The following is a 12,457-nucleotide window of genomic DNA, read 5'->3' on the forward strand; positions in this document are numbered from 1 at the left end:
CACCGGCCGCCGCCGCGACCGCCGCCACGGCGCCTGCCGTCGCACGCACCGGCTTGCCGCATCCGCTGCTGTCGGTGGCGCCGCTGGTGCTGGTCGGCGTCGCCAACTTCGTGCTGACCAAACTGATCCCCGGCTGGTACGGCGACAACTACGCTCTCACGGCCGACGCCTTGCCCGGCCTGCACGCGCCGGTCACGCTAGCCATCAAATCGGTGATCGGCATCTGGGCGGTGGAAGGCGCGCTGCTGCTGGGCATCCTGCTGACCATCGCCACCGCCTTCCAGCGCATCCGCATCAGCTTCGCCGACGGCACCAAGGCCGCCGTCGGCGGCGCGCTGCTGGCGGCGATGAACACCGCGTCCGAATATGGCTTCGGCGGCGTGATCGCCGCGCTGCCGGGCTTCCTGTCGGTCAGCGAAGCGCTGCGCAGCGTGCCCAATCCGCTGGTCAACGCCGCCGTCTCGGTGACCGCGCTGGCCGGCATTACCGGCTCCGCCTCGGGTGGCATGAGCATCGCGCTGGCCGCCATGTCGGACCAGTTCATCAAGGCCGCCGAGGCCGCGCAGATCCCGCTGGAAGTGATGCACCGCGTGGTGGCCATGGCCAGCGGCGGCATGGACACCTTGCCGCACAACGGCGCCGTCATCACGCTGCTGGCCGTCACCGGCCTGACGCACCGCCAGTCCTACCGCGACATCTTCGGCATCACCGTGATCAAGACGCTGGCGGTGTTCTTTGTGATCGCGGTCTACTATCTGACCGGACTGGTGTAAGCGCGGCGGGCGGATACTGCTTCTGGCAGCGGGTGCAGAAAAAGCTGCGGCGTTTGGTCTTGCCCAGATGCGCCTTGTGGAACGGAATATCGCAGCGCGGGCAAATGCGCTGGGTGTGCGCCTGCCAGTGCTGCTTGAGCACGAAGGCCTTCTTCCAGCGCAGGAAATCGAAGGCATAGGCGCGCATCTCGGCGACCAGTTCGCGCTGCTTGGCGGCCGACAGCGCGCCGACCGTCGACAGCGGATGAACGCGGATGCGGAACAGCACCTCGTTCTTGAAGATATTGCCGGCGCCGGAAAAAATCTCCTGGTCCAGCGCGGCGTCGCACACCAGCATGTCCGGCTGGGCGCGCAGCTTTTTCAGCACCAGCTTGGGGTCCCACTGGCCCGCCATCACATCGATGCGCCAGTCGTACTGCGCGTCCAGATCCGGCGGCAGCGTCTTGATCGAGCAGGTGTAGAAATTGAACTCCTCGCCGTCGTCGAAGCCCAGGCTCAGGCGCGGCTCGGCGTCCTTGCGCTCGTTGATGCGGTAGCTGCCGAACATCAGCAAATGGATGCGCAGGACCAGGGTCGGCAGCTGGATCAGGAAATGCTTGCCCCAGCTGCGCAGCGCCACGATCGGCTGGCCTTCGAGCGCGGCGAAATCGACGCCCTTGCTGTTGCCGCTGGCGCGCGTGATGGTGCGGCCGGCAAAGCCCTCGGCCGCTTCGCGCAAAATCACAATCGACGGTCCTTCCGGCATGGCCAATCTCCGCTGGATACTGGCCTCCAGTGTCGCCGCGCCGCTGCGGCCGGACTGTACGTTAGCTCACCGAGCCGTCCAGCAAATTATGGATGCTGTAGCTCATCATCGCCAGGAAGGCCACCAGGCCGAGGTACATCACGCCGTAGTTGATGCGGGTGTCGCGAGGCACGGTGTAGTAGTTGGCGTCCTTGGCGGGATCGCCCCAGATGGCTTCCTTCAGCTGCGGATAGGCCAGCACCGCCACCAGGATCAGCATCGGGCTCGGGTGGTAGAGGAACAGCGCCGCCAGCAGCGGCACGCCGGCCAGCCACACTTTCGGCGAGATGATGGCCGTGATGCGGCCGCCATCCAGCGGCGACACTGGAATCAGGTTGAACAGGTTGATCATGCAACCGGCATAGGCCAGCGCCAGCAGCAGGCTGCTGTCCTGGTCGCGGGCGATGAAGTAGCAGGCCACCGACGCCAGGGTGCCGGCCAGCGGCCCGGCAAAGCCGATGTAGGCTTCGGTCTCGACGTCATGCGGCAGCTGCTTGAGCGCAATCCAGGCGCCGACGAAGGGGATAAAGGTCGGCGCGCCGACTTCCAGCCCGCGCTGGCGCGCCGCCGCATAATGGCCCATCTCGTGGACGAAAATCAGCGCCACGAAGCCGACCGCATAGCGCCAGCCATAAATCCAGCTATACGCCACGATGGACAGCAGCATGGTGCCGCAGGTCATCAGCAGCTTGCCCATCTTGCCGGCCGCCAGCAGCCAGATGATCAACTTGCCCATGGGCCTACTCCGGCTTGCTCAGGTCGACCGGGGGCGCTGCCTGTTCCTGTGCTTTAGCTTCCTTCTTGCGGCCCAGCAGTTTGTAGATCCAGCTGCCCGCCGCCGCCACGCCGATCAGGATGATTTTCTTGAACGCCAGCAGCAGCGCGAAGATCTTGCCGAAGAAGCCCAGCTTGGCCGCGACGCCGCCCGCCACCAGCGCTGCCAGGCCGTACTCGGCCACCTTGTCGGTGCCGGCGTTGAAGTCGGTGTAGCGGTTGCCCGGCGTGAACTCGGTGAAGGCGGTAACCTTCTTCATCTCCTGCTTGACCTGGGCGATCTGCTCCATGCCGGACACAGCGTTGAGCACCAGCACGCCCTCGCGGCCCAGCACGCGGATGTTGTAGTTCAGGCCGTTTTCCTTGCTGCCGTCGGTATGCAGCTCCTTGGCCCAGTACAGCTTGTGCTGGCCCTTGTCGTAGCTGGGCTGCTCAGCCCAGCCGACCAGCGACATCGGCGCATAACCTTGTTCCTGGCGCGCCTTGTTGTTCTCGGCCATGCCTTCCTGCATGTCCTTCAGCAGGTCGGTGTAGTTGATCTTGTCGGCGTCGTCGTCCTTGACGTGGCCGTCCTTGTCATAGGTGACCACCACGCCCCAGCCGGCTTCGCTGAGCGGATTGACGTCGGCCGGCACGATCATGCCCAGCGTCTTGGCGCCGGGCGGATTGCCCCAGCCGTCGGTGATCAGTTTTTCGGTGTCGGCCGGATCGAGGTAGCGGAAGCTGGCCGGCAGGTTCAGCGTGGCGATCTCGCCGGGCAGCTTGATCTGGCCTTCGCGGAAGGTCAGCGAGGCGAGGAACTGCTGGGCCGACATGTGCGGCGCCGAAGCAGAAGGGGCAGAAGCGGCAGGCTCAGCCGCCTGCGCCGGCAGCATGGCAGCCAGGCTCATACAGAGCAGGGTAGTGAGAAGACGGCGCATAAAAACTCCTTGTCATAAAAGCAGTATCCTACAGGAAACTTGCGGATTTGGTAATTACTTATGACATTGTCGCCAACATTTATTCGTGGCAGTATTGCCGATTCACGTACTACCCTTGAGGGAGCCCAGATTGAAAAAAACCATGCTTGTCCTGTCGCTGTTGGTCGCATTTAGTGCCCACGCCGCTAGCGGTCCCGAGATCGACGCCAAACGTCTGTCGCAAGACGTCAAAGCGCTGTCGTCCGACGAATTTGAAGGCCGCGGCCCGCACACGGCCGGCGAAACCAAAACCGTTGCCTACCTGATCGAACAATTCAAGGCCGCCGGCCTGAAACCGGGCGGCGACGTGGTCAAGGGCCAGCGCAGCTGGACCCAGGACGTGCCGCTGGGCCGTTTTGAAATCAAGGGCCCGGTCACGCTGAGCGTCAACGACGGCAAGACCGTGCAGCCGCTGCGTCAGGGCGACGACCTGGCGGTGCGCGCCGCCATGAACGGCGCCAAGCTGGTCGACATCAAGAACGCGCCGCTGGTATTCGTCGGCTACGGCGTCACTGCGCCGGAGCGCCAGTGGGACGACTTCAAGGGCCAGGACCTGAAGGGCAAGCTGGCGGTGGTGCTGATCAACGACCCCGACTTCGAAACCGGCCAGGGCGACTTCGGCGGCAAGGCCATGACCTACTACGGCCGCTGGACCTACAAGTATGAAGAGATGGCGCGCCGCGGCGCGCTGGGCACCATCATCGTGCACGAAACCGCGCCGGCCTCGTACGGCTGGAACACGGTAAAGAACTCCAACACCAATGTCATGTACGACATCGTGCGCAAGAAGCCGGCCGAGGCGCACGCGCCGATGGAAGCGTGGATCCAGCGCGACCTGGCGGTCGACCTTTTCAAACGCGGTGGCCTGGATTTTGAGGCGCTGAAGCAGCAGGCGCAAACCCGCGACTTCAAGCCGGTCGAGCTGAAGGACGTTACGCTGTCGGCCAACTACGCGGTGGACGCGCAGGTGATCGTGTCGAAGAACGTGGCGGCGCGCGTGGTCGGCGTCCAGCGGCCGAAGGAAACCGTGATCTACAGCGGCCACTGGGACCACCTGGGCGTGGGCCTGGCCGACGCCAAGGGCGACAAGATCTACAACGGCGCGGTCGACAACGGCACCGGCATCGCCGCGCTGCTGGAACTGGCGCGCGCCTACGGCAAGGCGCCGGCGCCGCAGCGCACCGTGGCCTTCCTGGCCGTCACCGCCGAAGAGAAGGGCCTGCTGGGTTCCGAATACTACGCGGCCAATCCGCTGTACCCGCTGGCCACCACGGTTGGCGTGATCAATATGGACGCCCTCAGCCCGCACGGCCTGACGCGCAACTTCACCATTTCCGGCAGCGCCAAGCTGGATCTGCTGGACCAGCTGATCGCCAAGGCCAAGGACTGGAACCTGGTGTACAAGCCGGACCCGAAACCGGAAGCCGGCCACTTCTTCCGCTCCGACCACTTCCCGTTCGCCAAGCGCGGCGTGCCGGCCATCTCGTACGGCTCGGGCGACGACCTGGTGGACGGCGGCCTGGCCGCCGGCCAGAAGCTGGAGGCGGACTACAACACCAACAACTACCACCAGCCGTCCGACGAATGGCACGCGGAATGGACTTTCGCCAGCATGTCGCACGACCTGGGCCTGCTGTATGCGCTGGGCCGCGACCTGGCCGATTCCAAGCTCTGGCCGAACTGGGCCAAGGACGCCGAGTTCCGCGCCGCGCGTGACGCCACGGCGACACAGCGCAAATAAGGCTATGCAAAAAAAGCTGGGCAAACTTATCTAAACCTTAATAGAATGACCGGGCGCCTGCTGCAACGCAGGCGCCCATTTTTTTTGCAGGTCCACTTCCAAGGGAGATACCGCATGACCATGTCCTTGCGCCGCACCGTCCTCGCGGCCGCCATCGCGCTGCTATCCGCCGGCGCTACCGGTGCCACGTATGCCGCCGACACCACCAAGCCTGTCGCCAAAAGCGACATCGCGATTCCCGACATCCCGTACACCAAATTCGTGCTGAAAAATGGCCTGACCTTGCTGGTGCACGAAGACCACAAGACGCCGGTGGTGGCGATCAACACCTGGTACCACGTCGGCTCCAAGAACGAAAAGCCCGGCAAGACCGGCTTCGCCCACCTGTTCGAGCACCTGATGTTCAGCGGCAGCGAGAACTTCAACCAGACCTACATCAACGCGCTGGAACGCATTGGCGCCACCGACCTGAATGGCACCACCAACGGCGACCGCACCAACTACTTCCAGAACGTGCCGACATCGATGCTGGACTACGTGCTGTTCGCCGAGAGCGACCGCATGGGCCATTTGCTCGGCGTGCTCGATCAGAAGAAGCTGGACCTGCAACGCGGCGTGGTGCAGAACGAGAAGCGCCTGGGCGAGAACCGCCCGTACGGCGTGACGCGCCAGCTGCTGGCGGAGAATACCTGGCCGGTCGGCCACCCGTATTCGTGGACCACGATCGGCTCGATGGCTGACCTGGATGCGGCGTCGATGACCGACGTGCAGGACTGGTTCAAGACCAACTATGGTCCGAACAACGTGACGCTGGTGCTGGCCGGCGACATCACGCCGGAACAGGCGCGTGAAAAAGTCGAGAAGTATTACGGCGACATTCCGGCCGGCCCGCCGCTGGCCAAGCAGCAGGAGTGGATCGCCAAGCGCACCGGTACCCATCGCGGCACGGTGCAGGACCGCGTGCCACAGGCGCGCATTTACCGCGTGTGGAATGTCCCGGGCAGCCATACGGCCACCGAACCGCTGCTGGACCTGGCGGCCAAGGTACTGGGCGGCGGCAAGACCTCGCGCTTCTACAAGCGGCTGGTGTACCAGGACCAGCTGGCGACCGACGCCAGCGCCTTTAACAGTTCGTCGGAAATCGCCGGCCAGTTCTACGTGGTGCTGACCGCGCGCCCTGGCGCCGACAGCGCCAAGCTGGAACGCGCCGGCGACGAGGAGCTGCAGGCGCTGGTCAAGTCCGGTCCCACCGCAGCGGAACTGGAACTGGCCAAGACCGCGATCCTGGCGCAGTACACCCGCGTCGTCGAGCGCATCGGCGGCTTTGGCGGCAAGAGCGACCTGCTGGCCAGCTGCACCACCTACACCGGCAATCCGGAGTGCTACAAGGACTACCTGAAGGCGATCAAGGCGGCCACGCCGGCGCAGGTCAAACAGGCCTTGCAGACCTGGGTGTCCGATGGCGACTACGTGCTGGACGTGCAGCCCTATCCGACCGGCCTGACCACCACCGCCAAGCTGGATCGCAGCCAGCCGCCGGCGCTGGGCAAGCCTGAGCAACTGAAGCTGCCGGCGATGCAGAAGGCCACGCTGTCGAATGGCCTGAAGGTAGTGCTGGCGGAACGCCACACGGCGCAGCTGGTGAACTTCTCGCTGATCGTCGATGCCGGCTTTGCGTCGGACAGCGAGAAAACCCGGGGACTGGCCAGCCTGACCGGCCGCCTGCTGGAAGAAGGCACCACCACGCGCAGCGCGGCCGACATCAGCGCTGCGTTTGAATCGCTGGGCGCCGAATTCTCGGTCGGCACGGGGCTGGACAGCGCCAACGTCAACCTCAACGCGCTGAAGGCGACGCTGCCGAAGGCGCTGGATGTGTATGCGGACGTGATCCAGCATCCGGCCTTCGCGCAGAAAGAGCTGGACCGCCAGAAGCAGAACCGCCTGGCCAACATCGCGCGCGAGAAATCGTCGCCGTCCGAAATGGGCCTGCGTTTGCTGCCGTCGTTGGTGTACGGCGCCGGCCACGCCTACGCGGGACCGATCAGCGGCAGCGGCAGCGAGGCGACGGTTCGCGGCCTGACGCGCGACGACGTGGCCAGCTACCACCAGGCCTGGTTCAAGCCGAACAACGCCACGCTGCTGGTGGTGGGCGACACCACGCTGGCCGAGGTGACGCCGCTGCTGGAAAAGGCGTTCGGCGGCTGGAAGGCCGGCGCCGCGCCGAAGAAGGAGATCGCCACGGTAACGCCGACAGCCAAGCCGCTGGTCTACCTGCTGGACAAGCCGGGCGCGCAGCAAAGCGTGATCTATGGCGTGCAGCTGGCATCGGCCAGCAACGCGCCGGATGATGTGGAACTGGACGTGATCAACGACGTCTTTGGCGGCACCTTCAGCTCGCGCATCAATATGAATCTGCGCGAGGACAAGCATTGGTCGTACGGCGTCAACGCCGGCCTGCGTGCGGCCGCCGGCCAGCGCCTGTATCTGAGTTCTTCGCCGGTGCAGACCGACAAGACCAAGGAGTCGTTGCAGGAGCTGCAGCAGGAGTACGCCAACATCGCCGGCGCCAAGCCTATCACTGCGGCCGAACTGTCCGACGCGCAGACCAACGAGACGCTCGGCTTGCCGGGGTCGTTCGAAACCGCCGGGCAGCTGGCGGGCGCCTACGGCAAGATCATCCGCTACAAGCTGCCGGAGAACTACTATGACACCTTCACCGGCCGCGTGCTGGCGCTGACGCCGGACAAGGCCAACGCGCTGGCAGCACGCACCATCGCGCCAAATCAGCTGGTGTGGCTGGTGGTGGGTGATTTGAGCAAGGTGGAGGCGGGCGTGCGTTCGCTGAACATCGGCGAAGTGCGCAAGATCGACGTCGACGGCAAGCCGCTGCCGTAAGCAGCATCGTCGAAACGCCGGCCGGCGCCTGTGCGCCGCGCCGGCGTTTTTTTATGGACCGATATGTTTGGCCAGGAAGGCTTCGATGTGGCGCCACAGGTCGATGCGGTTGGCCTGCGTCTTCCAGTCCTCCACATTGGGCGTGTACTCCAGCCACTCGACCTGCTGGTTGGCGGCCGCCAGCGCATCGCGGAACTTGCGGCCTTCGTGGAACGGCACGCGCGCATCCTCCTTGCCATACGCCAGCAGCACCGGCTGCGTGATGCGCGCCGCATTGTGCAGTGGCGAGGTTTCGCGGAACTGCGCCGCATCCAGCTTGGGATCACCGACCCGCGCCTGCAACTGCGCCAGTCCCCGCTCCTCCGCCACATCCTTCCAGCTACGATCGAACATGGCGCCGATATCCGTCATGCCCGACCAGCTGACGCCGCACTTGAACAGCGCCGGATCGCGTATCAAGCCCATCATCGCCGCATAGCCGCCGTAGCCGGTGCCGGCGATGCACACCCGCGCCGGATCGGTATAGCCCTGCGCTACCGACCACTTGACCGCATCGGCGATATCGTCCTGCATCGCGCGTCCCCATTGCTTGTCGCCGGCCGCCTCGAAGGCGCGGCCAAAACCGGGCGTGCCGCGTGGCTGCGGTTGCAGCACCACGTAGCCGCGCGCCGCCAGAAACTGCACCTCCTCATTCCACGCCCAGCTGCTGCTGCGCTTCCATTGCGGATCGCCGACCAGCACCACCGTCGGGCGCGGACGCTTGACTGCCGGTTCCGGTACCGTGAAGTAAAGCGGGATGCGCAAGCCGTCGCGCGCCGGGTAACGGTCCATCGCCATCGGCGCCATCTGCTCCGCCTTCAGGTCCGGATGGGCGTCGCCGAGGCGCAGCAGCTTTTTGGTGTCGCGGTTGTACAGCAGGTAGATGTGGTCCTGCACGTCGCTGTGCGCATCGACCAGCACGGAGGCCGTGGCGCTGTGGCCGCCGTAGCTCAGCGTGTTGATGGTGTTGGGCAGCAGCGCATCGATTTCCTGCTGTATGGCCGTCATCGTCGTGTCGAACCACACGGTGTTTTCGCTATCGGTATTGGTGCGGAAGCCAAGCATCTTGCTGTCGCTCAGCTGGAAATAGCCATCGGCGTCGAAGCCCGGCGCCGTGACCAGCGGCGTGCTGTCCAGCGCTTTCTTGTCCAGATCAAAACGGTAAACGGACGCCTCGTCCCTGCCATGGTGGGCGCGGACATACAGCTTGCCGTCGGCGTAGAGCAGCGGCTCGAAAGCCTCCGGCGACAGCGGGTCGAAGCTGGCCAGTTCGCGCCAGTTGTTGTCCTCAAGGTAGTACACCGTGTCCTTGCCGTGGCGCCGCGCCACTGCCACCCGGACCTCGCCATCGGCGTCCACCAGCCAGCGGTGGGTGCCGCGCGGCGCCCGCACGTCGCTCATGCGGCCGTTCACGCGGGTATTGATGCGCATGAGGACTGTATCGTCGGGGAAGCGCGCCACCACGTACATGGTGTCGGCCTTGCGCGGCAGGAAGCCGTTGAGCGTGGGCCGGGCCAGATACTCGTTGTTGGCGTAGTCGCTGTCGGCAAAGGAGCGCTGCGGCACGACGGTGGGCGACAGCACCGCGAACTCCTTGCCGTCGCGGTCCACCGCATACAGGCCGGTCTCGCCGATATCGCCGCCGTGGTCGACGTTGATGACGGTATAGGCCAGCCGCATGTCGCTCTGCCAGAAGAACACGCCCACGTCGGCATTGCGGAAATTGGCCACGGCCTTCTGTTCGCGCGTGGCGACATCGAGCACGTTCAGCATGCTGCGCCCCGAGGGCGATTGCATGCGCAGCGCGACGTGGCGGCCGTCGGGCGAGATGCTGGCGCCGGTCATCTGCGGCTTCTGGAAGAACTGCTCGATGGGAATGGGCGCGGCCTGCGCCGCCGCTGTTGCCGTCGCAGCGGCCAGCAGAATGGCAATCAGCTTCATGGTGTTAAAAAATATATTTAAAAAGATAACGATAGCGCAGATTTCGGCGTCTGCCCAGCAAAGATTTCAGTTTGATGCTAATATTTAGCATCCTAAGTATATTTGAACTAGTCGACCATGACCGCCTACGACAAAACCCTGATGTCCCTGACTCACACGCTGATCCACGTGGCGCGTGCCTACAAGAGCGCGGCCGATGCGCTGACTGCGGATTTTGAGCTGTCGCATGCCAGCGCCTGGCCGGTGCTGATGATTTCGCGCCTGGGCGACGGCGTGCGTCCCGGCCAGGTGGCGGACGCCGTCGGCATCGAGCCGCCGTCGCTGGTGCGCATCATCGACCAGCTGGTGGCGGCGGGTCTGGTGCTGCGCCAGGACGATCCGAGCGACCGCCGCGCCAAGACGCTGACCCTGACCAGCGCCGGCAAGACCGTCGCCGAGCGCCTGGAAAAAGCGCTGGCGCCATTCCGCCGCGACCTGTTCAAGGGCATGCCGCAGGCCGACATCGAAACCACCGTGCGCGTGCTGGTGCAGCTGGACCAGGTGCTGGCCGAGCGCAGCGCGGGTTAAGCAGCGGGGCAGCCATCATGCATATGCCAAAAGGGAGCGAGATGCTATTCTCGCTGAAATGCTTTATCGCCTCGATGCTGGCGCTGTACGTCTCGCTGGCGGCCGGCTTGCCACGCCCGTTCTGGGCGATGATGACGGCGTATATCGTCGCCAGTCCGTTCTCCGGCGCGGTGCGCTCCAAGGCGCTGTTCCGCGTGTGCGGCACGCTGATCGGCAGCATCGCCACCATCGTCATGGTGCCGCGCATGGCCAATGCGCCGGAGCTGCTGTCGCTGGCGCTGGCGTGCTGGGTGGGCCTGTGCCTCTACCTGTCGCTGCTGGACCGCACGCCGCGCTCTTACATCTTCATGCTGGCCGGGTACACGGCGGGGCTGATCGGTTTTCCCGCCGTGAGCGACCCGTCGGCCATCTTCGACACCGGCCTGGCGCGGGTGGAGGAAATCACCATCGGCATCCTGTCCGCCACCGTGGTGCACTCGCTGCTGCTGCCGCAGGGCGTGGGCCCGGTGCTGCTGGCCCGCCTGGACCGCGCCATCGGCGATGCGCAACGCTGGATGGGCGAGGTGCTGAAGACCGGCGCCGGTGCAGCGCCAACCGCGTCAAACGCGCCCGCCGCGCAGGCGGTGCATACGCGGCTGGCGCTGGCCGGCGAAATCAGCGACATGCGCGTGATGTCGACCCATCTGCCGTTCGACACATCGCACCTGCGCTGGACCGCAGGCATGGTGCACGGCCTGCACGACCGCCTGACGGTGATGGTGCCGCTGCTGCTGGCGGTGGAGGACCGCCTCACCACGCTGCGCGAAGTAGATCCGCAAAGCCTGGCGCCATGGACCGTGCTGCTGGACGATATCGCCGCCTGGGTGGCGGCCGGCCGCAACGCCGATCCGGCGCGCGCCGCACAACTGCGGGCGGCGCTGGCGCAGTTGCAGCCGTCGCTGTCGGCCAACGCCAGCTGGAGCGAGATCCTGCGCCTCAATCTCGCGCAGCGTCTCGACGCCCTGATCGAAGCCTGCGAAGACGGCCTTGAATTGCGCAGCAACGTCGGCGCCGTGATGGCCGGCGGCGCCGCCCAATACACGCCGCACGTGACGCCGTCGGTGCTGCACCGCGACCACGGCATGGCGCTGCGTTCCTCGCTGGCGGCGGCGCTGACCATCCTGCTGTGCTGCGCGTTCTGGATCCTTACCGCGTGGCCGTCCGGCGCCGCTGCGCCGATGATGGCTGGGGTGCTGTGCTGCTTCTTCGCCACGCAGGACAATCCGACGCCGGCCATCCTCGCCTTCCTGAAATGGACCGTGATTTCGATGCCGGTCGCCGCCGCCTACATCCTGTTCGTGCTGCCGGCGGTGCACAGCTACGAAATGCTGGTGCTGGTGATCGCCCCGGTGTTCCTGATCGGCGGCGCGTACATGCCGCGTCCCGCCACGGCTGGCGCCTCGCTGGCGTTCCTGATCGGCGTGGCCGGCACCTTGTCGCTACAGGACACCGGCACGCTGGATATTCCCGGCTTCCTGAACAGCATGGTGGCGCAGTTGTTCGGCTTTATCGCCGCAGCCGTCATCACCAGCCTGGTACGCACGGTGGGTGGCGACTGGATGGCGCAGCGCATGCTGCGCACCGCGCGCCGTGAAGTGGCGCAAATGGCGCAGGCCAGCGCGCGCGAACCGCTGCTGAAGATTTCGGCGCGCATGGTGGACCGTATCGGCCTGCTGATGCCGCGCCTGGCCATCGCCCATCCAACGCCGGAAGCGCGCGCGGTGGCGGTGGATGGTCTGCGCGAACTGCGTGTCGGCCTGCATGTGGCGCAGCTGTGCGGCCTGCGCCAGCCGCTGGAACAAGCCGGCGTGACGCTGCAACCGCTGATGCAAAAGCTGGGCCGCTACTTCGGCAGCAGCGCGATCGGCCACGGCCAGGCGCCGGCTGCCTTGCTGGAGCGGCTGGACGGCACGCTGCGCGCGGTGTGCGCCGCCGGCGCGCATGG

The 12,457-nt window shown here is 65.6% G+C and carries 8 protein-coding genes and 1 pseudogene; 5 read left to right on the forward strand and 4 right to left on the reverse strand.

The window, feature by feature from the left end; genetic code table 11:
• Positions 1-773: pseudogene (locus GTP69_RS29855) on the forward strand (GntP family permease); the annotation flags it as partial.
• On the opposite strand, the gene GTP69_RS29860 reads toward GTP69_RS29855, so the two are convergent.
• The 3 genes from GTP69_RS29860 to GTP69_RS29870 all read right to left on the reverse strand — a co-directional run bounded on the left by GTP69_RS29860 (position 715) and on the right by GTP69_RS29870 (position 3,251).
• Positions 715-1,518: a DNA-formamidopyrimidine glycosylase family protein gene (locus GTP69_RS29860; RefSeq protein WP_161058269.1), complete on the reverse strand. Its 804-nt coding sequence runs from the start codon at positions 1,516-1,518 to the stop codon at positions 715-717. The pseudogene GTP69_RS29855 and the gene GTP69_RS29860 sit on opposite strands and share 59 nt — an antisense overlap.
• Before the next feature lie 61 nt (positions 1,519-1,579).
• Entirely contained in the window at positions 1,580-2,293 is a 714-nt protein-coding gene (locus GTP69_RS29865) for a site-2 protease family protein (protein ID WP_161058270.1), read from the reverse strand.
• Positions 2,294-2,297: 4 nt separating this feature from the next.
• Positions 2,298-3,251: a DUF2167 domain-containing protein gene (locus tag GTP69_RS29870; RefSeq protein ID WP_161058271.1), complete on the reverse strand. Its 954-nt coding sequence runs from the start codon at positions 3,249-3,251 to the stop codon at positions 2,298-2,300.
• Between the two features lie 142 nt (positions 3,252-3,393).
• Here GTP69_RS29870 and GTP69_RS29875 point away from each other — a divergent pair, with 142 nt between their 5' ends.
• Positions 3,394-5,031, forward strand: coding sequence for a M28 family metallopeptidase (locus GTP69_RS29875; RefSeq protein WP_161058272.1), 1,638 nt, complete (start codon positions 3,394-3,396; stop codon positions 5,029-5,031).
• Between the two features lie 114 nt (positions 5,032-5,145).
• Positions 5,146-7,926 (forward strand): M16 family metallopeptidase, encoded by a 2,781-nt coding sequence (locus tag GTP69_RS29880; RefSeq protein ID WP_161058273.1) that lies wholly within the window; start codon positions 5,146-5,148, stop codon positions 7,924-7,926.
• A gap of 51 nt (positions 7,927-7,977) precedes the next feature.
• On the opposite strand, the gene GTP69_RS29885 is transcribed toward GTP69_RS29880, so the two are convergent.
• On the reverse strand, positions 7,978-9,906 hold the full coding sequence (locus tag GTP69_RS29885; RefSeq protein WP_161058274.1) for an alpha/beta hydrolase family protein: 1,929 nt from the start codon (positions 9,904-9,906) through the stop codon (positions 7,978-7,980).
• A gap of 117 nt (positions 9,907-10,023) precedes the next feature.
• Here GTP69_RS29885 and GTP69_RS29890 point away from each other — a divergent pair, with 117 nt between their 5' ends.
• Positions 10,024-10,473, forward strand: coding sequence for a MarR family winged helix-turn-helix transcriptional regulator (locus GTP69_RS29890; RefSeq protein ID WP_229261217.1), 450 nt, complete (start codon positions 10,024-10,026; stop codon positions 10,471-10,473).
• A 17-nt stretch (positions 10,474-10,490) separates the two neighbouring features.
• Positions 10,491-12,457 (forward strand): FUSC family protein (locus GTP69_RS29895; protein WP_161058275.1); only part of this gene is annotated, 1,967 nt, incomplete at its 3' end.

Source organism: Duganella levis (genome assembly GCF_009857605.1).
Classification (GTDB): domain Bacteria; phylum Pseudomonadota; class Gammaproteobacteria; order Burkholderiales; family Burkholderiaceae_D; genus Rugamonas; species Rugamonas levis.